Annotated in this window: 23 protein-coding genes and 3 tRNA genes; 13 read left to right on the top strand and 13 right to left on the bottom strand. The window is 65.7% G+C overall.

The features are described 5' to 3' along the window. Nucleotides 1–50: 50 nt before the first annotated feature. Nucleotides 51–124 (bottom strand) — tRNA-Gly (locus FHR21_RS18720). A 100-nt stretch (nt 125–224) separates the two neighbouring features. Between FHR21_RS18720 and dinB the strand changes: the two genes are divergently transcribed. Next, nucleotides 225–1349 (top strand): DNA polymerase IV, encoded by a 1125-nt coding sequence (gene dinB, locus FHR21_RS18715; protein WP_184101121.1) that lies wholly within the window; start codon nt 225–227, stop codon nt 1347–1349. Nucleotides 1350–1391: 42 nt separating this feature from the next. Here the strand turns inward: dinB and FHR21_RS18710 are convergent, their stop codons facing one another. Then, complete coding sequence (locus FHR21_RS18710) at nt 1392–2990, bottom strand: peptide chain release factor 3 (protein WP_184101119.1); 1599 nt, start codon at nt 2988–2990, stop codon at nt 1392–1394. A 165-nt stretch (nt 2991–3155) separates the two neighbouring features. Here FHR21_RS18710 and FHR21_RS18705 point away from each other — a divergent pair, with 165 nt between their 5' ends. After that, nucleotides 3156–3959, top strand: coding sequence for an enoyl-CoA hydratase-related protein (locus tag FHR21_RS18705; protein ID WP_184101117.1), 804 nt, complete (start codon nt 3156–3158; stop codon nt 3957–3959). A 90-nt stretch (nt 3960–4049) separates the two neighbouring features. On the opposite strand, the gene FHR21_RS18700 is transcribed toward FHR21_RS18705, so the two are convergent. The 3 genes from FHR21_RS18700 to FHR21_RS18690 form a co-directional block, all read right to left on the bottom strand. Beyond that, complete coding sequence (locus FHR21_RS18700) at nt 4050–4652, bottom strand: HD domain-containing protein (protein ID WP_184101115.1); 603 nt, start codon at nt 4650–4652, stop codon at nt 4050–4052. A 69-nt stretch (nt 4653–4721) separates the two neighbouring features. Continuing rightward, a complete protein-coding gene (locus tag FHR21_RS18695) occupies nt 4722–5438 on the bottom strand; it encodes a COG3904 family protein (RefSeq protein WP_338113217.1) in 717 nt (238 codons plus the stop codon). Then, nucleotides 5435–6004, bottom strand: a complete 570-nt coding sequence (locus tag FHR21_RS18690) for a hypothetical protein (RefSeq protein ID WP_184101113.1) — start codon at nt 6002–6004, stop codon at nt 5435–5437. The genes FHR21_RS18695 and FHR21_RS18690 overlap by 4 nt, the downstream gene beginning before the upstream one ends. 148 nt (nt 6005–6152) lie before the next feature. On the opposite strand from FHR21_RS18690, the gene FHR21_RS18685 reads away from it, so the two are divergent. Continuing rightward, nucleotides 6153–6596: an RrF2 family transcriptional regulator gene (locus tag FHR21_RS18685; RefSeq protein WP_184101111.1), complete on the top strand. Its 444-nt coding sequence runs from the start codon at nt 6153–6155 to the stop codon at nt 6594–6596. Nucleotides 6597–6666: 70 nt separating this feature from the next. On the opposite strand, the gene FHR21_RS18680 is transcribed toward FHR21_RS18685, so the two are convergent. Next, a tRNA-Ala gene (locus tag FHR21_RS18680) sits at nt 6667–6742 on the bottom strand. Between the two features lie 121 nt (nt 6743–6863). Then, nucleotides 6864–7181, bottom strand: coding sequence for a TIGR02300 family protein (locus FHR21_RS18675; RefSeq protein WP_184101186.1), 318 nt, complete (start codon nt 7179–7181; stop codon nt 6864–6866). A 126-nt stretch (nt 7182–7307) separates the two neighbouring features. Between FHR21_RS18675 and aroA the strand changes: the two genes are divergently transcribed. From aroA to FHR21_RS18655, 4 genes are all read left to right on the top strand, one after another. Continuing rightward, the gene (aroA, locus tag FHR21_RS18670; RefSeq protein ID WP_184101109.1) at nt 7308–8648 is read left to right on the top strand and encodes a 3-phosphoshikimate 1-carboxyvinyltransferase; all 1341 of its coding nucleotides are present in this window, start codon (nt 7308–7310) and stop codon (nt 8646–8648) included. After that, a complete protein-coding gene (locus tag FHR21_RS18665; protein WP_184101107.1) occupies nt 8645–9277 on the top strand; it encodes a (d)CMP kinase in 633 nt (210 codons plus the stop codon). Before aroA ends, FHR21_RS18665 begins: the two co-directional genes overlap by 4 nt. 173 nt (nt 9278–9450) lie before the next feature. After that, on the top strand, nt 9451–11160 hold the full coding sequence (gene rpsA / locus FHR21_RS18660; protein WP_184101105.1) for a 30S ribosomal protein S1: 1710 nt from the start codon (nt 9451–9453) through the stop codon (nt 11158–11160). A gap of 203 nt (nt 11161–11363) precedes the next feature. Then, nucleotides 11364–11642, top strand: a complete 279-nt coding sequence (locus FHR21_RS18655; protein WP_184101103.1) for an integration host factor subunit beta — start codon at nt 11364–11366, stop codon at nt 11640–11642. A gap of 74 nt (nt 11643–11716) precedes the next feature. On the opposite strand, the gene FHR21_RS18650 is transcribed toward FHR21_RS18655, so the two are convergent. Further along, nucleotides 11717–12484, bottom strand: a complete 768-nt coding sequence (locus FHR21_RS18650) for an ABC transporter permease (protein WP_184101101.1) — start codon at nt 12482–12484, stop codon at nt 11717–11719. Then, a complete protein-coding gene (locus tag FHR21_RS18645; RefSeq protein WP_184101099.1) occupies nt 12481–13422 on the bottom strand; it encodes an ABC transporter ATP-binding protein in 942 nt (313 codons plus the stop codon). The genes FHR21_RS18650 and FHR21_RS18645 overlap by 4 nt, the downstream gene beginning before the upstream one ends. Nucleotides 13423–13513: 91 nt before the next feature. Between FHR21_RS18645 and FHR21_RS18640 the strand changes: the two genes are divergently transcribed. From FHR21_RS18640 to FHR21_RS18630, 3 genes are all read left to right on the top strand, one after another. Beyond that, nucleotides 13514–13600 (top strand) — tRNA-Leu (locus FHR21_RS18640). Between the two features lie 20 nt (nt 13601–13620). Continuing rightward, nucleotides 13621–15114, top strand: a complete 1494-nt coding sequence (locus tag FHR21_RS18635) for an ABC transporter substrate-binding protein (protein ID WP_184101097.1) — start codon at nt 13621–13623, stop codon at nt 15112–15114. 40 nt (nt 15115–15154) lie between these two features. Further along, nucleotides 15155–15577: a DUF4112 domain-containing protein gene (locus FHR21_RS18630; RefSeq protein WP_184101095.1), complete on the top strand. Its 423-nt coding sequence runs from the start codon at nt 15155–15157 to the stop codon at nt 15575–15577. A 19-nt stretch (nt 15578–15596) separates the two neighbouring features. Here the strand turns inward: FHR21_RS18630 and FHR21_RS18625 are convergent, their stop codons facing one another. Both FHR21_RS18625 and FHR21_RS18620 read right to left on the bottom strand, forming a co-directional pair. After that, complete coding sequence (locus tag FHR21_RS18625) at nt 15597–16952, bottom strand: HAMP domain-containing sensor histidine kinase (protein WP_184101093.1); 1356 nt, start codon at nt 16950–16952, stop codon at nt 15597–15599. After that, nucleotides 16949–17626, bottom strand: coding sequence for a response regulator transcription factor (locus FHR21_RS18620; protein ID WP_184101091.1), 678 nt, complete (start codon nt 17624–17626; stop codon nt 16949–16951). Before FHR21_RS18620 ends, FHR21_RS18625 begins: the two co-directional genes overlap by 4 nt. Before the next feature lie 128 nt (nt 17627–17754). On the opposite strand from FHR21_RS18620, the gene FHR21_RS18615 reads away from it, so the two are divergent. Genes FHR21_RS18615 through FHR21_RS18605 form a run of 3 tightly spaced genes read left to right on the top strand, consistent with a single transcriptional unit; the run spans nt 17755 to nt 20445 of the window. Next, a complete protein-coding gene (locus FHR21_RS18615; protein ID WP_184101089.1) occupies nt 17755–18480 on the top strand; it encodes an HAD family hydrolase in 726 nt (241 codons plus the stop codon). Nucleotides 18481–18484: 4 nt separating this feature from the next. Next, the gene (locus FHR21_RS18610; protein WP_184101087.1) at nt 18485–19642 is read left to right on the top strand and encodes a hypothetical protein; all 1158 of its coding nucleotides are present in this window, start codon (nt 18485–18487) and stop codon (nt 19640–19642) included. Then, a complete protein-coding gene (locus tag FHR21_RS18605; protein ID WP_184101085.1) occupies nt 19639–20445 on the top strand; it encodes an FkbM family methyltransferase in 807 nt (268 codons plus the stop codon). The genes FHR21_RS18610 and FHR21_RS18605 overlap by 4 nt, the downstream gene beginning before the upstream one ends. A gap of 521 nt (nt 20446–20966) precedes the next feature. Here FHR21_RS18605 and FHR21_RS18600 read toward each other — a convergent pair. Together FHR21_RS18600 and parS are read right to left on the bottom strand one after the other, a co-directional pair. Next, the gene (locus FHR21_RS18600; RefSeq protein ID WP_184101083.1) at nt 20967–21404 is read right to left on the bottom strand and encodes a type II RES/Xre toxin-antitoxin system toxin; all 438 of its coding nucleotides are present in this window, start codon (nt 21402–21404) and stop codon (nt 20967–20969) included. Continuing rightward, nucleotides 21401–21868: a type II RES/Xre toxin-antitoxin system antitoxin gene (gene parS / locus FHR21_RS18595; RefSeq protein WP_246427331.1), complete on the bottom strand. Its 468-nt coding sequence runs from the start codon at nt 21866–21868 to the stop codon at nt 21401–21403. Before parS ends, FHR21_RS18600 begins: the two co-directional genes overlap by 4 nt. Nucleotides 21869–22195: the final 327 nt, after the last annotated feature.

Genomic DNA, 22195 nt, shown 5'->3' with positions numbered 1-22195 from the left:
GAGAAATCAGCCGTTTTCTGGACGTTGCCGGACGTCCTCGGAAGAGCCTCTGGAGCGGGTAGCGGGAATCGAACCCGCCTAGCTAGCTTGGAAGGCTAGAGCATTACCACTATGCTATACCCGCGTCTCCAAGGCTGGCGGCGATTGCCATTTTGAGGCGCCAGCGTCAAGTGAAACGCCGCGCCGCGATTGAGAACATCGTGGCAACATGATAGGTCGCACCGGTGGACAAGACGGATGCCAGCGATCGGGAGGATGCGGACGCGCCGGTCCGCAAGATCATCCATGTCGATATGGACGCCTTCTATGCCTCGGTCGAGCAGCGCGATGACCCCGCACTACGCGGGCGGCCGGTGGCGGTCGGCGGATCGTCGCGGCGCGGGGTCGTCGCCGCGGCCTCCTATGAGGCGCGCAAGTTCGGGGTGCGGTCGGCGATGCCGAGCGTCACCGCGAAGCGGCAGTGCCCCGATCTGGTCTTCGTGCCGCCGCGCTTCGACGTCTATCGCGACATATCGCACCAGATCCGCGCCATTTTCCGCGACTATGCCGACGAGGTCGAGCCGCTGTCGCTCGACGAGGCCTATCTCGACGTCAGCCGCGACCGCGCGGAACTCGGCAGCGCGACCGCGACTGCGCGGCTGATCCGCCGCCGCATCCGCGAGGAAACCGGCCTCACCGCCTCGGCCGGCGTGTCCTACAACAAGTTCATCGCCAAGCTGGCGTCGGACCAGAACAAGCCCGACGGGCTGACGGTCATCCCGCCGGGCAAGGGCGCCGCCTTCGTCCAGACGCTGTCGATCCGGCGGTTCCACGGCATCGGCCCGGTGACGGCGGCGAAGATGGAAGGGCTTGGCATCTTCTCGGGGGCCGACCTGGCGGCGCAGGAGATGGCGTGGCTGGCGGCGCATTTCGGTAACAGCGCCGAATGGCTTCACAATCTGGCGCGCGGGATCGACCATCGACGCGTCAAGTCGAACCGGCCCCTGAAATCGCTCGGCGGCGAGCGGACCTTCTTCAACGATCTGATTGCCGACATCGAGATACGCGAGGCACTCGCGCATGTCTGCACCGTCGTCTGGGATCGCGCCGCCAAGCGCCACGCGCGCGGACGGACGGTGACGCTGAAGCTGCGCTACGCCGATTTCCGGACGATTACGCGGGCACGGTCTGTCCCCGCGCCGATCCTCGACGGCGCGGGCTTGCTCGCGGTGGGCGAGGCGATCCTCGCGCCGCTGCTGCCCGTCGAACAGGGCATCAGGCTGCTGGGGGTGACGCTGAGCAAGTTCGAGGGGGAAGACGATGGGAAGGACGACGCGGCGGGGCCGGCCGATCTGCTGAGCCTGCTATAGCCCGTCATTGCAAGGAGCGTAGCGAAGCAATGACGGTGGATTTCAGCTTGCCGCCGCGAACCGTCGTTCCTTGGTCGCGGTGAAGCGGATCGCGGGGTGGCGCTGAGTCACGTAGCCGACTTCCCATGCGTCCTTCGCCATGAAGACCGGGGCGCCGTCGCGGTCGGTCGCCGCCGCGCCGCGATGGTCGGCCTGGAAGGCCTTGAGCGCCGCGGCGTCCTCGCTCGCGATCCAGCGCGCCGTGTCCCAGGGCGACGCCTCGAGCTTCGCCTCGACCTTATATTCGGCCTCGAGCCGGCTGATGAGCACGTCGAGCTGGAGCTGGCCGACAACGCCGACGATCATGTTCGCGCCGATCTCGGGATAGAAGACCTGGATGATCCCCTCCTCGGCCATGTCGTCGAGCGCCTTGCGGAGCTGCTTGGTCTTGGTTGGATCGACGAGCGCGACGCGGCGGAGGATCTCGGGGGCGAAGTTGGGAAGGCCGGTGATCGTCACGTCGGTTCGTTCGGACAACGTATCGCCGACGCGCAGCGTGCCGTGGTTCGGGATGCCGATGATATCGCCGGGCCACGCTTCCTCCGCCATCTCGCGGTCCTGCGCCAGGAACAACATCGGGCGGCTGATCGCGATCGCCTTGCCCGTGCCGCCCTGGGTCAGCCGCATGCCGCGCTCGAACTTGCCCGAGCAGAGCCGCATGAAGGCGATTCGGTCGCGGTGCGCGGGGTTCATGTTCGCCTGCACCTTGAAGACGAAGCCGGTCACGGCCTCATCGTCGGGCCGCACCGGCGCCGGCTCGGCGGGCTGCGGCTGCGGTCCCGGCGCGTGGGCGGTGAGCGCGGCGAGCAGGTCGACAACGCCGAATTCCTTGAGCGCCGAGCCGAAATAGACCGGCGTCAGATCGCCGTTGCGGTATGCGGCAGCATCGAAGGGCGCATAGCAGGCCGACGCGAGCTCGGTTTCCTCGCGCAGCAACGCCAGCGCATCGGCCGACAGCCTCGCGGCGAGTGCGGGGTCGTCGAGCCCCGCCACTGGCACGCGTTCCCCTGCATAGAGGCGCGAGGGGTCCGCCTTGTCGGGGAGCATCAGCGCGGGGTCGACGAGGTCGTAAAGCCCCTCGAACGTCCCGCCCATGCCGGCCGGCCAATTCATCGGGCAGACGTCGAGCGCGAGCCGGTCGGCGACCTCGTCGAGCAGTTCGAACGGGGTCTGGCCTTCGCGGTCGACCTTGTTGACGAAGGTGATGATCGGCACCGAACGCAGACGGCACACTTCGAACAGCTTGAGCGTCTGCGGCTCGATACCCTTGGCGGCGTCGATCACCATCACGGCGCTGTCGACCGCGGTCAGCGTGCGATAGGTGTCCTCGCTGAAATCCTCGTGCCCCGGCGTGTCGAGCAGGTTGAAGACGAGCCCCCGATGCTCGAAGGTCATGACCGACGAGGTTACCGAAATGCCGCGCTGCTGCTCGATCTTCATCCAGTCGGAGCGCGCACGCCGCGCTTGCCCGCGCGCCTTGACTTCACCCGCCATATGGATCGCGCCGCCCGCGACGAGCAATTTCTCGGTCAGCGTGGTCTTGCCGGCGTCCGGGTGCGAAATGATGGCGAAGGTGCGGCGGTCGGGACGAGGAAAGGACATGGCGCGGGCGCCTAGCAGGGCGCACGCGCCGTGGGAAGGGGCGGCGCGCGCGCCCTTCCCCGCCGCACCGGCGAATGCGCCGGTCACCCCTTGCACTCGCCCCGCAAATCGGCCACATCTTTACGTGAACGTAAAGGTAAAGCACCCCGAGAGGATTTCTTCCCCATGACCGACATCCCCAGCTTCGACACGATCAGGCTCGACGTCGCCGACCAGGTGGCGACGATCACGCTCAACCGGCCCGAACGGCTCAATTCGATGCCGCCGGCGATGGCCGACGATATTCGCACGGCGCTCGACTGGATGGGTGTGCTCGGGGCGCGCGCGCTGCTGATTACCGGCGAGGGACGCGGATTCTGCTCGGGCGCCGATCTGGCGGGCGACCGCGGCGCATCGGCGGTCGGCGGCGGCGCCAACAGTCGCAAAGCGCTGCGCAATCACTATAATCCGATGCTGCTCGCGCTCGCCAATCTCGACATTCCTGTCGTCACCGCGGTCAACGGCCCCGCGGCGGGCGTCGGGTGCAGCTTCGCCCTGTCGGGCGATTTCACCATCGCGGGCAAGAGCGCCTATTTCCTGCAGGCCTTCGTCAACATCGGCCTGATCCCCGACGGCGGTTCGTCATGGCTGCTGCCGCGTCTGGTCGGCGTGCCGCGCGCGATGCAGATGATGATGCTGGGCGAGAAGATTTCGGGGGAGCAGGCGGCCGCATGGGGCATGGTCTATCAATGCATCGAGGACGCCGAATTGATGGCCGAGGCCCGGGCGCTGGCCGTGCGGCTGGCGAACGGCCCGACGGTATCGCTGGGCACGATGCGTAAGGTGCTGCGCGCCGGCCTTTCGCAAAGCTATGCCGAGACGCTCGACAGCGAGGCGATGGGACAATTCGTCGCAGGCAACAGCGAGGATGCGATGGAAGGCGTCCTCGCATTCCAGCAGAAGCGCAAGACCGAGTTCAAGGGGAAGTAGATTCTCGCCGCCCCAGCGAAAGCCGGGGTGACCATCAAGGCAGCGCAAGGTTGTAGGCGGCCCCGGCTTTCGCTGGGGCGACGCCGTTATTTACGCGGCCGCTTCCTCGACCATCACCTTCTTGTAGATACTGTTCTTCGGATAGGCGCACAGGCGCATCACCATCGGTTCGAAAAATTCCAGCGGCAACGTGTCGTAATCGGGGTCGAACGCCGGCTGGTCGTATTTCTCGCAGAATTCCGCGCAGGCGGCCGCGTAGGGATGATCCTCGAACTGGTCGCGCATATCGCGGTCGAGGCCGATATAGTGGAAGAAATAATGGCCCTGGAAAATACCGTGATGCTGCACGATCCAGTGATTCTCTTCCGACAGGAAGGGTTTCAAGATCGCCGCCGCGATATCGGGGTGGTTGAAGGCGCCGAGCGTGTCGCCGATGTCGTGGAGCAGCGCCATTACCACATATTCCTCGTCGCGCCCGTCGCGATGCGCACGCGTCGCCGTTTGCAGGCAATGCGTCAGCCGGTCGACCGGAAAGCCGCCATAATCGCCCGCGAGCAGCTTCAGATGCGCGAGGATGCGCGCGCCGTTGTTCGGCGCAAAGACCTTCTGCTCGGCGGCGATGATGTCCCAGTCCTGCTGCGTGCCTTCGGTCATCGCCCGGAATTTGGCGCGCGGGTGCGTCATGTCATTCATCGCCGGCTCTCCCAATAATTGCGGCCAGTCTATCCCGTCCGTTTCACTTTGCAACCTTGCAGCGCCGTTTCAGCCGCCGCCGGTCGTGTCAGTGCTGTCGACGCCATATTTCAGCACCTCCTCGCGCGTCAGGCAGCGCCGCGTCGACTGGTCGGGGCCGCTGCCTTTGACCGCCTTTTGCTGATACATGACGTCGGTCAGCAGCTTGCGCGACACGCCCATGCGGATCAGGAAATCATTGTCCTCGCTCGCGAGCAGCGCAGCGTCCTGCTCGACGTCGCCGATCAGCTCGGTCGTCGCGTCGGTGCCCATCGCGACGCTCATGTCGATGGTGCTGCGGTCGCCGGTGCGGGTGAACATATGGACGATGAACAGGCCACCCGGATCGACATAGCGCGGGATGCCGCCCATGAAGACGAAGTTGCACGCGCTGAAACAGGCCGATCCCGACGGGATGCGCGTCGTGAGCCCCAGATTCCGGCGGATGATCCGCCCCGCTTCATTGCCGGCGCGCGCATCGCCGCCGGGCGAACTCAACCAGATTTCGGCGATGCCGGGATGGGCGGCCAGCGCCGCCTCCAGCCGGTCGGGCAGACCGGCGTCGACGCGCCCCTCGGCGAGCAAAATCTTGACCCCGTTCCGTTCGACCGGAGTCAGCACCATCGTCGGATTGGTCGACCAGTTGGGATGGAGCGGACAGGTTGGGTTCAAGGGGTCCGTCGCGGGCTTCGCGCCGAGCGTCGCGAGCGCGGCGAGACCAAGCGCGAGGCGGATACCGCGCTTCACGCCTGGGCCAGCGTGTAGCGGGGCTGGCCGGGTTCGCGGCACATGCGCTTGGTGGCGCGCGTTTCCTCGCCATCGACGATGATGAAGTCGGTGACGTTGATGCACTGGCGCCCGCCCGATTCGTCGTTGCGCGCGATGATCGTCGACGAGCCGCTGACCCCTTCGCGCGTTTCGCTGGTCCAGTTCGCGGTCGATCCGACCGCTTCGCCGCGCACGGCCACCTCGGTCGCCTCGGCCGCCTGTTTCTGCTCCTCGGGATCGAGGCGGCAGGCGATGGCGTCGGTCAGCGTATCGCTGACCTCGGCAATCGGAACATAGCTGTAGACGCCGGCCTTGCTGGCCGCATCGCCGACCGCGTCGCGCAGCACGCTGCCCAATATACCGCGCCCGACGCTGCTGCCCGACTTGCCCTTGGGGCAGCCGCCATTGTCGTCGTCACCCTCGGGACTCGGCGCCGGCGCAGGAGTCGTCACCTTGCGCAGCAGGCCGCCAAACTGTGCCTGCACCGGCGCCGCGGCCAGCATGGCGGCGGCGATCACCGCGGGAGCCGCGAATATCTTGCGCATCATTCATCCCCTGTCGTGCCCGATACGGGCCATCCTGCGCGCCCTTTTATGCCCAATTCATGCCATCCGCTGTGATTTTCATCAACACCCCCGGAAATCTCATCCAGACAGGTTGAATTAAGATGGAATATGTCACAGTAACGCCGTCATGCTTTCGCAGAAGACCCGCTATACGATCCGCGCCTTCCAGCACCTCGCCGACCATTGGGGCAAGGGGCAGGTGCAGCTCGCGGACATTGCGGAGGCGCAGAATATTCCACCCAAATTCCTGACCGTCATCCTGTCGGAAATGGCGCGCGAGGGGCTGCTCATCTCGCAGCGCGGACGCGACGGCGGCTATCAGCTTGCGTTGCCGCCGGTCGACATCAGCTATGGCGATCTCGTCCGCCTGACCCGCGGCTCGCTCGCGCTCGTGCCCTGCGCAAGCCGCAACGCGCACGAGCATTGCAAGAATTGCCTGCCCGAGGTCGATTGTCGGATGCGCAGCCTGATGCTGAAGGTCCGCGACGACACCGCGGCGATCCTCGACCGGATCACCCTCGCCGACCCGATCGCGCTCGAGCCCTTGGGCAGGGCCGAAGCGGTCGGCTGAGCCGGTTGCAGGCAAGAAAAAGGGCCGCCCGCTTGGCGCGTCGGCCCGGTTTTTACCGAACTTTTCGAAATGGTGGAGCCTACCGGGATCGAACCGGTGACCTCTACAATGCCATTGTAGCGCTCTCCCAGCTGAGCTAAGGCCCCGTGCCATTTCGCGAGATCGCTCTGGGTGATGCGATCGGGACGCCGCCTTTACCAGCGCGCGCCCACTATGCAAGGGGCCAAATGCATCGTGCGATGCTTTTTTGGCCCCTCGCCGACAATATCAGCTTTCGTCGTCCCCGTCGTCGCCGGTCGCGACGCCCAGATCGTCGTCCCCGCCAAGGTCGACGTCGTTGTCGGGGGAATCGCTGTCTTCGTCCACATCGACGTCCAGATCCAGATCGTCGCTGCTCGATTCTTCCTTCGCCTTGGGCTTTTCAGCCTCTTCGAAGGGCATCGGCTGCTTCGATTTCAGCACCGATTCCGGAATCCACGCATAGCCGCAATTGATACAGGTGACCGGATCGTCGTTGGTCAAATCATAGAATCGCGTGGCGCATTTCGGGCAGCTACGTTTCGTGCCCCATTCAGCCTTTACCATATAAGCCTCGTAACCTTTTGGAAACAGGATAGAAATTTTGGAAGAAGGACGGCGCCATGCCGGCCGAACCGTCAAATCGGCGTGCGCCTTGCCAGATTGTCGGGCCGCTGTCAAAAGCGCCGCGCGATGACAGACCTCACCATCAAGCCGCGCCGCTTCTCGGCCTCCTCTCCCCTGCAAGGCAGGATCGCCATTCCCGGCGACAAAAGCATCTCGCACCGCGCGCTGATACTGTCCGCGCTCGCGGTCGGCACCAGTCGCGTCACCGGCCTGCTCGAAGGGCACGACGTGCTCGCCACCGCGACCGCGATGCGCGCGATGGGCGCTGGCATCGAGCGCCTGGAAAGCGGCGAATGGGTGATCGACGGCGTCGGCGTCGGCGGGCTGCTGCAGCCGCGCGAGGCGCTCGACATGGGGAATAGCGGTACCTCGACCCGGCTGCTGATGGGACTGGTCGCGAGCCACCCGATCACCGCGACCTTCATCGGCGACGCCAGCCTGTCGGGGCGCCCGATGGGCAGGGTGATCGACCCGCTGTCGCAGATGGGAGCGGACATCACCGCCTCGCCGGGAGCCAATGGAACCAAGACCCTGCCGCTGATGATTCGCGGGCTCGCGCCGGCGATCCCCCTCTCCTATCGCCTGCCGATGGCCTCGGCGCAGGTGAAGAGCGCGGTGCTGCTGGCCGGGCTGAACACGCCGGGAATCACCGAAGTGATCGAGCCCGTCCCGACGCGTGACCATAGCGAGCGAATGCTGCAAGGCTTCGGCGCCGAACTGAGCGTCGAGACCGAGGCCGACGGCACCCGCCACATCCGCCTGCGCGGCGAAGCCGAGTTGAAGCCGCAGATCATCGCGGTGCCCGGCGACCCCTCGTCGGCGGCCTTCTTCATCGTCGCAGCGCTGCTGATTCCCGGATCGGACGTCACCATCGCCAATGTCGGGCTCAACCCGACACGCGCCGGGCTGGTCGAAGTACTGCAGTCGATGGGCGGCGATATCGAACTGCTCGACGCACGCACCGTCGGCGGCGAGCCGGTCGCCGACCTGCGCGTCCGCCACAGCATGTTGGAGGGCATCGCGGTCGATCCGGCGCTCGCGCCGAGCATGATCGACGAATTTCCGATCCTCTTCGTCGCCGCCGCGCTCGCCGAGGGGCGCACGGTGACGACGGGCCTCGACGAACTGCGCGTCAAGGAAAGCGACCGGCTGTCCGTCATGGCAGCGGGCCTGCAGGCCATCGGCGCGCGGGTCGAGGAAAGTGCGGACGGCTTGGTCATCGAGGGCACCGGCGGCGATCCGCTGACCGGCGGTGCGACCATCGGCGGCCACCTCGACCATCGCATCTGCATGAGCTTCGCCGTCGCCGGACTGGTTAGCACGGCACCGGTGGAGATCGACGACATGGCGCCGGTCGCGACGAGCTTTCCCAATTTCGAACCGCTGCTCGAAGGGTTGCAGCGGTGATCATCGCCGTCGACGGGCCGACCGCATCGGGCAAGGGCACGATCGCGCGCGCGCTGGCGGCGCATTTCGGGCTCCCGGTGCTCGACACCGGGCTGCTCTATCGCGCGGTCGGCTATCAGACGCAGCTCAACCATGGCGACCCGGACGATGCAAGCGACGCCCTCGTGGCATGCGACTTTCCCGACAGCCTGCTCGATGACCCGGCACTGCGCTATGAAAGCACCGGAAGCCTCGCCAGCCGGGTGTCGGTGCACCCGACGGTTCGCAAGGCGCTGCTACGCCGGCAGGTCGATTTCGCGAACCAGCCGGGCGGCGCGGTGCTCGACGGGCGCGATATTGGCACCGTCATCGCGCCCCACGCCGACGCCAAGCTGTTCGTCACCGCCTCGCCCGAGGAGCGCGCGCGGCGGCGCCATACTGAGATACTGGGGCGCGGGGTGGAGGTCAGTTTCGAGGCGATGCTCGCCGACATCCACGCCCGCGACGCGCGCGATACCGGTCGCGCCGATGCACCGCTGATCCGCGCCGCGGATGCGGACTTGCTCGATACGGGCGAAATGACTATAGGCGAGGCCGTCCAACGGGCGATTACGCTGGTTGAGGCACGGACAGGCCGCCGCTCCATCTGAGCGTCGGGCGTGACGGGGTGCACTCGTCGCGCCCTTTTTGCTTTGCCCGCGCTTTATCCGGTATATCGTTCCGAGGATGTCCCGACCCGCATCCGGCGGACGGGACGGTTCGGCCACAAGACCAGCGGACTCAACCGCTTGGCCGGAAACAATGAAGTAAGGAAGACACATCTATGGCCTCTACGGCTTTTCCGACGCGCGACGATTTCGCCGCGATGCTCGATGAATCGCTGGGCGGCGCCGACGGCGGCTTCGAGGGCCGCGTCGTCAAGGGCACCGTGACCGCGATCGAAAACGACCTGGCAGTGATCGACATCGGCCTGAAGAGCGAAGGGCGCGTGCCGCTTCGCGAATTCGCCGCGCCCGGCCAGAAGGCGGACCTGAAGGTCGGCGACGAAGTCGAAGTCTATGTCGACCGCGTCGAGAACGCCAATGGCGAAACCATGCTGTCCCGCGATCGCGCCCGCCGCGAAGCCGCCTGGGACCGTCTGGAAGAAGAATTCAACAAGGAAGCCCGCGTCGAAGGCGTCATCTTCGGCCGCGTCAAGGGCGGTTTCACCGTCGACCTCGGCGGCGCCGTGGCGTTCCTTCCGGGTTCGCAGGTCGACATCCGCCCGGTGCGCGACGTCGGCCCGCTGATGGATCTGCCGCAGCCCTTCCAGATTCTGAAGATGGACCGCCGCCGCGGCAACATCGTCGTGTCGCGCCGCGCGATCCTGGAAGAAACGCGCGCCGAACAGCGTTCGGGCCTGATCCAGAACCTCGAAGAAGGCCAGATCATCGAAGGCGCGGTGAAGAACATCACCGATTACGGCGCCTTCGTCGACCTGGGCGGCATCGACGGCCTGCTCCATGTCACCGACATGAGCTACAAGCGCGTCAACCACCCGAGCGAGGTCATCAACATCGGTGACACGGTCAAGGTACAGATCATCCGCATCAACCGCGACACGCAGCGCATCAGCCTGGGCATGAAGCAGCTCGAAAGCGATCCGTGGGAAGGCGTGGCGGCCAAATATCCGGTCGGCGCGAAGCTCACCGGCACCGTCACCAACATCACCGATTACGGCGCCTTCGTCGAGCTGGAACCGGGCATCGAAGGCCTGGTCCACGTCAGCGAAATGTCGTGGGTCAAGAAGAACGTCCACCCCGGCAAGATCGTTTCGACCAGCCAGGAGGTCGAGGTCATCGTCCTCGAGGTCGACAGCGAGAAGCGCCGCATTTCGCTGGGCCTCAAGCAGGCGCAGTCGAACCCGTGGGGCGCCTTCGCCGAAGCGCACCCCGTCGGCTCGGTGGTCGAGGGCGAAGTCAAGAATGCGACCGAGTTCGGCCTGTTCGTCGGCCTGCCCGGCGACGTCGACGGCATGGTTCACATGTCGGACATCGCCTGGGGCATCTCGGGCGAGGAAGCCCTGCATCTCCACCGCAAGGGCGAGACGGTGCAGGTCGTCGTCCTCGACGTCGATGTCGAGAAGGAACGCATCAGCCTGGGTATCAAGCAGCTTGAGAAGGGCGCGCCCGCCGTCGGCGCCGGCGCTGGTTCGGGCTCGCTGAAGAAGAACGAGACGGTCACCGTCACCGTCCTCGAAGTCCGCGACAACGGCCTCGAGGTGCAGGCGGGCGACGATGGCGCGACCGGCTTCATCAAGCGCGCCGACCTGGGTCGCGACCGCGACGAGCAGCGTCCCGAGCGCTATCAGGTCGGCCAGAAGTTCGACGCGATGGTCATCGGCTTCGACCGCTCGAAGAAGCCGAACTTCTCGATCAAGGCGCTGCAGATCGCCGAAGAGAAGCAGGCCGTCGCGCAGTACGGCTCGTCGGATTCGGGTGCGTCGCTCGGCGACATCCTCGGCGAGGCGCTGAAGGCGGGCAAGAAGGACTGATCCTTTCCCCTTTCGACGAACGAACGGAAAGGCCCGCCGAGTGTCCCTCGGCGGGCCTTTTTCGTCGCTCTATATATTTTGACGCCCCATTGATTCATGTTAGTCTCCGGCCCGCGTTGGGAGGGGTCCACGCGCATCGGTGCCGGCAACGACCGGATGGACCGCGTCTTTCGGGACGCGCGTGAGATATATAGGGGAAGCTGATGATCCGGTCGGAACTGGTCCAAAAGATCGCGAACGAAAACAAGGATTTGCGCCTTGAGGAGGTCGAGCGCATCGTCGACGCCTTCTTCGATGCCATCGTCGACCAGCTTGCCGCCGGAGGCCGCGTCGAACTGCGCGGTTTCGGCGCCTTTTCAACGCGAAGCCGCGACTCGCGCACCGGCCGCAATCCGCGCACCGGCGATCCGGTCGCGGTGCAGGCGAAGAACGTCCCCTATTTCAAGCCCGGCAAGGAAATGCGCGAGCGACTGAACGGCTGAGCTTTACAGGTCCGTCATTGCTTCCCCGGCGAAAGCCGGGGGAAGCAATGACGAATGCGGAGGTGACGCTCGCCTCAATTCTTGAGCCGATAGCCGCTGCGGAAGACCCAGAAGATCACGCCCAGGCACAGCGTCAGGAACAGCGCCACCGCGGCCATGCTGACGCCGATGCCGACGTCGCCCTGGCCGAAGAAGGTCCAGCGAAAGCCGCTGATCAGATAGACGACGGGGTTGAACAGCGTCACCGTCTGCCACGCAGGGGGCAGCATCGACAGCGAATAGAAGGCCCCGCCGAGGAAGGTCAGCGGATAGACGACGAGCAGCGGCACCACCTGCAACTGCTCGAAACTCTGCGCCCAGATGCCGATGATGAAGCCGAACAGGCAGAAGGTCACCGCCATCAGAAGCATGAACGCCGCCATCAGAAGCGGATGCGCGACCTGGATATCGACGAACAGATGCGCGGTCGCGAAGATGATCGCCCCGATGATGACCGACTTGGTCGCCGCGGCGCCGACATAGGCAACGACCATTTCGAGCGGCGACAGCGGCGCCGAAAGCATCTCGTAGATCGTGCCGGTCCATTTGGGCATGTAGATGCCGAAGCTGGCGTTGCTGATGCTTTCGGTGAACATCGTCAGCATCATCAGCCCCGGCACGATGAAGGCGCCATAGGGGACGCTGCTCACCTCGGTCATCCGGCTGCCGATCGCTGAGCCGAAGACGACGAAATAGAGCGAGGTGGTGACCACCGGCATCAGCAGGCTGGTCCAGAAGGTGCGGCCGAACCGCGCCATTTCGAACAGATAGATGGCGCGGATGCCGCGCATGTTTGCGTTCATGCCGGCTGCTCCGCCTTGGTGTCGTGGACGAGCCCGACGAAAATATCCTCGAGCGAGCTTTGCTTCGTGTGCAGATCCTTGAACGCGATGCCGATGTCGCTCATCCGCCGCAGCAGCGAGGGGACGCCGGTCGCCTCGGCCTGGCTGTCGAATTCATAGACGAGTTCATGCCCCTCGCCCGCCAGTTCGAGTCTCCACTCGGCCAGTTCCCCAGGCACCGCGGCCAGCGGCTCGGCGAGGTTGAGGGTCAGCGTCTTGCGGCCGAGCTTCTTGATGAGCGCATGCTTCTCCTCGACCAGGATCAGCCGACCCTTGCTGATGACGCCCACGCGGTCGGCCATCTCCTCGGCCTCCTCGATATAATGGGTGGTCAGGATGATCGTCACGCCGCGGTCGCGCAGCGAGCGGACCATGGCCCACATGTCGCGGCGCAGTTCGACGTCGACGCCGGCGGTCGGTTCGTCGAGGAAGAGAATCTCCGGTTCGTGGCTGAGCGCCTTGGCGATCATCACCCGGCGCTTCATCCCGCCCGACAGTTCGAGGATCTTCGCGTCGCGCTTGTCCCACAGCGACAGGTCGCGGAGCAACTGCTCGATGAAGGCGGGGTCGCGCGGCTTGCCGAACAGCCCGCGCGAGAAGCTGACCGTCGCGATCACCTTTTCGAAGGCGTCGGTGTGCAGTTCCTGCGGCACCAGTCCGATCAGCGACCGCGCGGCGCGATAGCCCTGAACATGGTCGTGGCCCGCGACGGTCACCGTCCCCGCGCTGGGCGTGACGATGCCGCAGACGATGCTGATCAGCGTCGTCTTGCCCGCGCCGTTCGGCCCGAGCAGCGCGAAAATCTCGCCCTTGTCGATCGTCAGGTCGACGCCGGACAGGGCCTCGTGACCGCTCTTGTAGGTCTTGCCGAGGCCGGCGATGGAGAGCACCGGTTGCATCCGGCCTGCTCTACCCGAGCCGATGGGCGCGGGAAAGCCGCAAACAGCGCTTGACCTCCCCTCCCCCATCCGCTTGACCGGCAGCAGCCGTGCGGACGTGGCGGAACCGGTAGACGCAGCAGACTTAAAATCTGCTATCCATTTGGGTGTGCGGGTTCGAGTCCCGCCGTCCGCACCAGCGTGGGAGAAGTGAAGGACATGACGACCAGGCGCATCGGCATGCGGCTCGTCGCGGCCGGCCTGCTCGCGCTGTCCCTCGCGAGCTGCGATCTGTTCGGCGAGCGCGGGCCGGTCCGCATCGCCGCCATCGGCCCGCTCAACGCCGCCGCGAATCCGATCAACGGCGAATTGTCGACGACCAATGCGGCGCTGCTCGAAGCGACGTCGCAGGGGCTGGTCAGCTATGACGGGGCGGGCGAGATCGACGTGGGGCTGGCCGAGCGCTGGACGGTCACCACCGACGGCCGCAGCTATATCTTCCGCGTCCGCGAGGCCAAATGGTCGAACGGCGACAAGGTCACCGCCGAGGCGGTCGCCGCGATCCTGCGCTCCTACCTCGGCCGGCGCAGCAAGAATGTGCTGAAGGACGATTTCCCCGAGGTCGAGACGATCAAGGCGATGACCGACACGGTGATCGAGATTCGCCTGTCGGTGCCGCAGCCCGACCTGCTCGAACTGCTCGCACAGCCGGCGATGGCAATCGTCAACCGCGGCATGGGATGGGGGCCGATGCGGCCGAAAAAGCAGGGCCGTGCGATGCTGCTGACCCCGGTTCCCGATCCGCTCGCCGAGGACCCCGAAGCGGCGGAGGCGGCCGCCGCCGACCCCGCGGCCTCGATCGAACTCGTCGGCACGACGGCGCCGCGCGCGCTGGCGCGGTTCAAGAACGGCTATGCCGACGGCGTGCTCGGCGGCCGCTTTTCGAGCCTGCCCTATTTCATCTCGTCGAACATCGGGCGCTCGCGGCTCGTCGTCGATCCGGTGCCGGGCCTGTTCGGGCTGGTCTTTGTCCGCGCCGACGGCTTTCTGGCGACCGACGTCAACCGCGAAGCGCTGTCGCGGGCGATCCGGCGGGCGCGACTGATCGAGGCCTTCGGGCTCACCGAATGGCAGCCGCAGGTGACGCTGCGCCCGGCGCTCTATGCGCGCGACGGCGGACCAACGCCGCTTCTGCCGCCCTGGGCCGCCTATGACGATGCCTCGCGCCAGGCGCAGGCGAAGCGCGTCGTCGACGCGTGGAAGGCGGGCGGGCGCGAGATCGGGCCGCTGCGCATCGCGGTGCCCGACGCGCCGGGCGGGCGCATCCTTTACGCCTATGTCGCCGCCGATTTCGACCGCATCGGCGTTCCCAGCCGGCGCGTCGGCATGGACGCCGCCGCCGACCTGAAGCTGATCGACGAGGTGACGCCGAACGACGATCCGCTGTGGGGCCTGCGCCGCCTGTCGTGCCGCGCCGACACGCTGTGCAACGCCGACGCGCGGCGCAAGATCGACGAGGCGACCGCCGCGACCGTCCCCGCCGACCGCGCGCGGCTGATCGGCGAGGCGGAAGCGATCCTGGGCCGCTACGCCCCGTTCATCCCCCTCGCGACGCCGCTGCGCTGGTCGGTCGCCTCGCAGCGGCTGGTCGGGCTGCGCGCCAATCCGCGCGGACAGCACCCATTGAATCATCTGCGCGACGCGCCCAATTAAGGGGAAACGCCCTTCCCCCGGCGCGCAGGAAAGGACCCGCATGGCCCCTTCGACCCCCGACACCGACGCGCTGTTCGAGGCGCTGATTCCCAATCGCAACGATCCCGCCGCACTGCGCAAGCGGATCGAGACGCTGGAAATCCTGCTCGAACGCAGCTTCACCATTCCCGGCATCAACCGCCCGGTCGGGCTCGACGCGATCGTCGGGCTGGTGCCGGTGGTCGGTGACGTCATCACCGCCATCATGGGCGGCTATCTGATCTGGGAGGCACGCAATCTGGGCATGCCGAAATGGAAGATCTGGCGGATGATGGGCAATCTGGGCGTCGACACTGCGCTCGGCGCCATCCCGCTCGTCGGCGATGCCTTCGACTTGCTGTTCCGGTCGAACAGCCGCAACCTGAAGATCATCAAGCGCCACCTCGACAAGCATCATCCGGGGACGATCGTCATCGATCAATAGGCGGAACGCCTCCGCCTGTTCAGAAGGTCAGCGTCACCCGCGTTCCCGGCGCCGCGTCGCCGATCTCGATACGCCCCTTGTGCAGCGCGACGATCGCGTTCACCAGCGCAAGGCCGAGGCCTGTCCCCGGCTGCCCGGCGGTTTCGGGCAGGCGGAAAAAGCGCTCCATGACCTTTTCCCGATAGGCCGGCGCGATGCCCGGCCCGCGGTCGGCCACGACGATTTCGGTCGCCGCCCCCGTCCGCACGGCGCGCACCGACACGGCACCGCCGTCGCCGCCATATTTGATCGCATTGTCGAGCAGATTCGACACCGCCTGGAACAGGAGGTTGCGGTCGCCTTCGACGACCAGCCCCGGCGCGATATCGCACTCGATCCGCTGGCCGTGCGCTTCGGCGTCGGGGATATGGAATTCGACCGCATCGGCCAGCAGGGTCGACAGGTCGACCGGCTGCACGCCGGCCAGGTGCCGACCGCTTTCGATCCGCGCGATGCGCAGCAGCGCGTCGAAGATCGATTGCAGCCGCGCCGCTTCGGCAAGCGCCTGATCGGCCAGTCGCTGCCGGTCGGCTTCGTCCGCTGCGGTTCGCAGTTCGTCGAGATCGGCGTGGAGGCGGGCGAGCGGGGTACGCAGTTCGTGGGCGACATTGTCGGATACGCGGCGCACCGATTCGACCGATTCCTCGATCCGTCCCAGCATCATGTTGAGCGTTGCGGCGAGTTCGTCGAAATCGTCGCCGGTGCCACGCAGCGGGATGCGCTCGGTCAGGCTGCCCGCCATCACCTGCCGGGCGGTGCGCGTCACCGCGTCGATCCGTCGCCCCACGGCCCGGCTCATCGCGACGCTGCCGCCGACCGCAAGCAGCGCCGCGATCAGGATCAGCCAGGCCGAACCGATGGTGAACAACTCGTCGCGGTCGTCGATATTCTCGACGTCGCGCCCGACGATCAGCCGCGCGCCGTCGTCGAGCGTGGTTTCGATCACAAGCGCTTCATAGTCGCGTTCCTGGCCGCCGACATACAGATCGGCCTCGAGCAAGCGCCATCCATGAATCCGATCCTCTGGCCAACTCGGCAGATTCGACAGGATGACCGTGCCGTCGGTGCCGAGCAATGCGTCGAACGGTTGTTTGGGCCCCGTCTTTCGGCGGACGGTCAGAGCGCGGATCAACGCATCGCGACCACCGGCCCGATCGATCGCCTGCAGGCTGCCGATTTCCGTGCGAACCAGCGCCGCTTCCCTTTCCAGCGGCCGATAGACGGCGAACCAATAGGCGGAACCGAACAATGCCGCGGTCGAAGTCAGGAACAGCGCGACATAGATGATGCCGAGCCGCAGCGTCAGGCTGCGCCACAAGCCCGCCTCGCCGTTCATCCGCCCGTTCGCATCATATAGCCGGTACCGCGTACGGTGTGGATCAGCGTCCCGTCGAAACCGCGGTCGACCTTTTGCCTCAGCCGACTGACATGCTGGTCGATGATGTTGGTCTGCGGGTCGAAATGATAATCCCAGACATGTTCGAGCAGCATCGAGCGCGTCACCACGCGTCCCTCGTTGCGCGCAAGATAGGCAAGGATACGAAATTCGCGCGCCGTGAGGTCGACCGGCTTGCCGCCGCGCCGCACCGCCTGACCGAGCAGATCGATCTCGAGATCGCCGACGCTCAGCCTGGTCTCCGCGACGATCGCGGGGCCGCGCCGGCTCAGCACGTCGATACGCGCGAGCAGTTCGGACATGGCGAAGGGCTTGGTCAGATAATCGTCGCCGCCGGCGCGCAGGCCCGCGACGCGTTCATCGACCTCGCCGAGCGCGCTCAGGATCAGCACCGGCGTCGTGTCGCCGGTCGCGCGCATCGTCTGGACGATGGTAAGACCGTCGACGTGAGGCAGCATCCGGTCGACGACGATCAGGTCGAAGGCGTCGGCCGCGGCGCGCAGCAACCCGGCCCGGCCGTCGCTTTCGAGCGCGACGCCGTGCCCCGCCGTCTTCAGCCCCTTGGCGATATGCTCCGCAACACGGGCATCGTCCTCGATCACCAATATCTGCATCGCATTCCCGAATAGAGGCTGAGCGCGCGCGCCGCCATGCCTTCCGCCAACATGTCGAAAAACAAACGAAGGCGCCATCGCCGCGAGAAGTCGCCCTGTCATGATCGTCGGCGAAGGAGCAGACGACCATGGCCCGACCGCAGCGAAGGACCACAGCCGCAGCCGGGGCGCTATCCCCCGTCACCCTGTCGGTCTTCGATCTCGACCGCACGCTGACGCGACTGCCGACCTACAGCCGCTTTCTGCTGTTCGCCGCGCGCAGCCGCGCGCCGTGGCGCCTGCTTCTTCTTCCACTGCTGCTGCCGGTCGCGCTGCTCTATGCGCTGAAGATCGTGCCGCGCCGGACGATGAAGCAGGCCATGCACCGCATCGCGATCGGACGCGCGCTGCCGCAGCGCGAGGCAGCGCGACTCGCCGATCGCTTCGCGCGCCGGCTGATCGCGGACGGGCTCTATACCGAGAGCGTGGCCCTGATCGAGCGCGAGCGCGCCGCCGGGCGCCGCATCGTCATCGCCAGCGCCGCGCCGCATCTCTATACCGCCGCGCTCGCCCGCCGGCTCGGCATCGCCGATGTCGTGGCGAGCGCGTCGTGCTGGAAAAACGGCTTCCTGACACCCGCGATCGAAGGTGCCAACTGCTATGGCGGCGACAAGAAGCTGCGTGTCGAGGCATTCCTGACGAAGGCGGGAATTGCGCGCGAGGCCGCACATATCCGTTTCTATTCCGACCATGCTTCTGATCTTCCCATCTTCGAATGGGCCGACGAGCCGGTCGCGGTGAATCCGTCGAAAGCGCTCCGCACCATCGCCGCCGCGCGGCAATGGCCGGTGCTCGACTGGCGCGCGGGCCGCTGACGACATGCACATCGGCTTCCTCTTCAACCACAGCGCCGCGCATCAGGTCGCGCACGCCCTTCCCGTCGCGCTGGCGCTGCTGCGGCGCGGCAGCAATGCGCGGGTCAGCATTTTGGTGTCCGAGGGCACCGAGGCCGAGGTCCGCCGCCTCGCCGCTGCGCAGGACGGCCCAGCGCCCGAGATCGTGCGGTTGCGCCCGCCCTCGCCGCTCGCCACCGCCGCGAACCGGGCGAGCGGCCGCGCGATCCCCGCCGACCTGATTTCGACGCTGCACCGCAATCTCGACCGCTTTCGCGCGCTCGATGCGCTGGTCGTTCCCGAGAAGACCTCGCTGCTGCTCAAGTCGCTGTTCGGGCTCAAGTCACTCAAGCTCGTCCATACCCGCCACGGGGCCGGTGACCGCGCGATCGGGTTCGACAAGGCCAGCGGCAAGTTCGACCTGGTGCTGCTGTCGGGCGAGAAGATTCGCGACCGGCTCGCGCAGGCCGAACTGCTCAAGGACGACGGCCATGCGATCGTCGGCTATCCCAAGTTCGACCTGCCGCCGCGCACCGGCGGGCCGCGGTTGTTCCCGAAGGAACGGCCGACCGTGCTCTACAATCCGCATCCCTCGCCCGCGCTGTCCTCCTGGTACAGCATGGGGCCGCAGATCCTCGACTGGTTCGCCGCGCAGGACCGCTACAATCTGATCTTCGCGCCGCATGTCATGCTGTTCCGCAAGCGGCTGACCGCGTCGCTCTCGCCCTTTGCACTCGGCTGGAATTACGGCCCGCGGCCCGACTATTACGAGCACGACCATATCCTGATCGACACCGGCAGCCCGGCCTGCCTCGACATGAGCTACACCGACGCCGCCGACATCTATCTCGGCGATGCGAGCAGCCAGGTCTATGAGTATATCCGCTGCCCGCGCCCGTGTCTCTTCCTCAACCCACGCCGCCTGCGCTGGCAGGGCGACCCCGATTTCGCGCACTGGCGCGCAGGCACGGTGGTCGAGACGCTGGACGGGCTTTCCGAAGCGCTCGCCGAACCACCGATCCTCTCGGCCCAGATGTTCGAGCGGCAGGAGCAGATGTTCCGCTACAGCTTCGATCTCGCCGATCGTCCTTCGTCCGAGCGCGCGGCCGAGGCGATCCTGTCCTATATGGGGCGTACCGCATGACCGTGACCCGTTCGATCCGCCAACAACCCTCTCCCCTGGCCGCCTTCTTCAACTATGGCGTGCGCAAGACGCTCCACAAGGGCTGGGTGCGGGCGCTCGCCGCGCTACCCCTGCCGCGCGCACAGGACGTCGTGACGTCGCGCTATGGCGTGAAGCTGCGCGCCAACTGGCGCGACCGGACCTTCCAATATTGCCGCGCCGCGACCTATGGCCGCGATCTGTCCGGTTTCCTCGCGGCGCAGGACAGTCCCTTCGCTTTCGTCGATATCGGCGCCAATCAGGGACTCTACAGCCTGCTCGCGGCGCGCAACCCGCAGTGTGCGCGCGTCATCGCCTTCGAGCCGGTCGCGGCGACCTTTGCGCTGCTGCGCGACAATATCGCGCTCAACGGGCTCGAGGCAAAGATTCAGCCGGTCCATGCCGCCGTCTCGCTTCAGTCCGGTATCGCCACGATCGCGACGGACACCGCGCACAGCGGCACCGCGAGCCTCCGCCACCGCGCGGCGGACGAAGGCGGCGATGCGCGCGAGGATATCCGCATCCTGGGCATCACCGGCGTCGACACGCTGATTGAGGGCGCGGAATCGCTGATCGTCAAGATCGACGTCGAAGGGCATGAGGAAACCGTCGTCGAGGCATTGGCCGCATCGCACCATCTGGGCCGCATCGCGTCGATCTTCTACGAGGTCGACGCCCGCTGGACCGACGCCGCCGCGATCGAGACGCAGCTTCGCACCGCCGGTTTCGTCCGCTTCGACCGTTTCGGCATCGGCCGGCATTACGACGTGCTGGCGCGGCGATAGAAGCAGGCCTTGCGGACTAGGTGCCCGCCACTGCCGCAGCGATGTTACAAAATGGTGGCAGGGCTTGAATAGAACTACAGGTCAAAATATTGAATTTCATTCATTTTATTCTTAAAATGAAATTCCTACCCCCACACTTCCCCCCACACTACCGTCTCCGTGCCGATAGAAATCGGTTCCAAACTTAAGTTTAAACTACGCGCTGACGCTGTTTGAAGATGGCGATCGAGCCCCTGCTTTGACCATTTCAGTGTCGCCCGGCTGGGTCAGCTCATAGACCATCGAGGGGCCGATCAACATCGACAAAAATCGTGCCTGAATGCGATGGTAAAAATGCCAAAATCGGCCTTCGTAGTTTTCATCGACCGCTGACAAGGCTTTTGGATTCTGCCGTCAGCCTGCAATCCCTTGTCACCAGCGACACGTCCAGACCGACGGGTAGAACAGGGTTGTCGCAAAGCGAAATGGAAATTCTGATTGAAGAGCAGTTGCCCACGCACGCGGAAATTGATCCACGCGCATCAGCGGGCGAGACGCGGGTCCAGTTGGAAAGGCTCGTTCGCGATGATCTTCACCTTGTCCATGTCGGCGTGCCGGACGTTGAGCAGCAGATTCCATTCCTGCGGAACCACAACACTTCGCACCCGAAGCGATAGGACATTTCCGGCATCAAGAAAGGCATCACCTTGTGCGACACACGCTGCACCGTCGGCGGGGTCGACGTCGAGTTGCTGCACGGGCGCATCGTCCGGAACCTCAATGGTCAGAAGGCGCAAATCGTCGGGGAGCAATTCCGCGGGCAGGTCGAGATGCACGAGCACCTCCAGCACCGCGAGAGAGGGTGTCGCGGCGGTATAGACCATTGGACGGCCCGCCGAGTTCCAGCGCCCACCCCACAGCCGGGCCCCTTCCCCATCCAATGCGATACGGGCGGCCTTGCAGAGCCGATAGACGATCACGCAGCGATGCCGTGCTCGATCCGTCCCAAGAGCGCTTCGACTGCACGCGCGCCACGGTCGGTGTCGGCCATTGCAAGAGGCGTCTCGTCATCGAGCGCGCGGTTCGTGCGGTTCAGCCAAATCTGTGCCTTGTCCGGATTGCCGAACACCTCCTCGGCCGCGGCAACGATACCGACGACGCGCAGCAGGCGATCGGACTCATCCTGTTCCAGCGGCTGCGCGGCCTGCTTGCGCCGCTTGAAGGTACGAAGGTTGATAATCTTGGGATCCAGCAGGTTGAACGGCAGCCGGGCCGCTTCCAGAAAATGTTCGACCGCCTGGGTCGGCACGCCGCGACGCACAAGGCGCACAATGTCTCGCTCGTTATGAAGCGGTCCCGTCACGGCCTCGCCGCCGAGCAATTCCTGAATTCGTGCCACTGCCGTCATCGCAAACCTCACAATATGCCGATCAATATTCGGCATATTGCAGATATAAGTTAGGGACTGGTAATAAGCAAGCTGGTTTGGATGCGCTCCCCCTCCACATCGAAAAACGCACTGGCCAGATGTTGTTGCCCCTTCAGACCTGACGGGGCCTCGCGGGTTGCGCGGTCAATAAACTCGCGTGGTGATCTGTAGTCGAGAGCGCGGTGAAGATGCACGCGATTATAGTGAGGTCGCGGAGAGCATCTGGTCGTGCGTCTACCACCTACATGTGAGGATCAGCGTGCAATAGGCACCCCCTTCGTGGGGTGATCGGCGTGCAAAAAGGACCCCTTCATCCCGGGGATTTAGTCGGCCGACTGGTTT

The sequence above is a fragment of the Sphingopyxis panaciterrulae genome (assembly GCF_014199295.1).
GTDB lineage: Bacteria > Pseudomonadota > Alphaproteobacteria > Sphingomonadales > Sphingomonadaceae > Sphingopyxis > Sphingopyxis panaciterrulae.
This window is presented reverse-complemented; position numbering and strand designations above follow the sequence as displayed.

Coding starts and splice junctions, on each gene's coding strand:
- FHR21_RS18655 (WP_184101103.1), top strand. CDS start 11,364: ATGATCCGGTCGGAACTGGTCCAAAAGATCGCGAACGAAAACAAGGAT.
- rpsA (WP_184101105.1), top strand. CDS start 9,451: ATGGCCTCTACGGCTTTTCCGACGCGCGACGATTTCGCCGCGATGCTC.
- FHR21_RS18675 (WP_184101186.1), bottom strand. CDS start 7,181: ATGGTAAAGGCTGAATGGGGCACGAAACGTAGCTGCCCGAAATGCGCC.
- FHR21_RS18710 (WP_184101119.1), bottom strand. CDS start 2,990: ATGTCCTTTCCTCGTCCCGACCGCCGCACCTTCGCCATCATTTCGCAC.
- FHR21_RS18700 (WP_184101115.1), bottom strand. CDS start 4,652: ATGAATGACATGACGCACCCGCGCGCCAAATTCCGGGCGATGACCGAA.
- parS (WP_246427331.1), bottom strand. CDS start 21,868: ATGCCGAATATTGATCGGCATATTGTGAGGTTTGCGATGACGGCAGTG.
- FHR21_RS18615 (WP_184101089.1), top strand. CDS start 17,755: ATGGCCCGACCGCAGCGAAGGACCACAGCCGCAGCCGGGGCGCTATCC.
- FHR21_RS18705 (WP_184101117.1), top strand. CDS start 3,156: ATGACCGACATCCCCAGCTTCGACACGATCAGGCTCGACGTCGCCGAC.
- FHR21_RS18685 (WP_184101111.1), top strand. CDS start 6,153: ATGCTTTCGCAGAAGACCCGCTATACGATCCGCGCCTTCCAGCACCTC.
- FHR21_RS18630 (WP_184101095.1), top strand. CDS start 15,155: ATGGCCCCTTCGACCCCCGACACCGACGCGCTGTTCGAGGCGCTGATT.
- FHR21_RS18620 (WP_184101091.1), bottom strand. CDS start 17,626: ATGCAGATATTGGTGATCGAGGACGATGCCCGTGTTGCGGAGCATATC.
- FHR21_RS18690 (WP_184101113.1), bottom strand. CDS start 6,004: ATGCGCAAGATATTCGCGGCTCCCGCGGTGATCGCCGCCGCCATGCTG.
- FHR21_RS18605 (WP_184101085.1), top strand. CDS start 19,639: ATGACCGTGACCCGTTCGATCCGCCAACAACCCTCTCCCCTGGCCGCC.
- FHR21_RS18625 (WP_184101093.1), bottom strand. CDS start 16,952: ATGAACGGCGAGGCGGGCTTGTGGCGCAGCCTGACGCTGCGGCTCGGC.
- FHR21_RS18650 (WP_184101101.1), bottom strand. CDS start 12,484: ATGAACGCAAACATGCGCGGCATCCGCGCCATCTATCTGTTCGAAATG.
- FHR21_RS18610 (WP_184101087.1), top strand. CDS start 18,485: ATGCACATCGGCTTCCTCTTCAACCACAGCGCCGCGCATCAGGTCGCG.
- FHR21_RS18635 (WP_184101097.1), top strand. CDS start 13,621: ATGACGACCAGGCGCATCGGCATGCGGCTCGTCGCGGCCGGCCTGCTC.
- FHR21_RS18645 (WP_184101099.1), bottom strand. CDS start 13,422: ATGCAACCGGTGCTCTCCATCGCCGGCCTCGGCAAGACCTACAAGAGC.
- aroA (WP_184101109.1), top strand. CDS start 7,308: ATGACAGACCTCACCATCAAGCCGCGCCGCTTCTCGGCCTCCTCTCCC.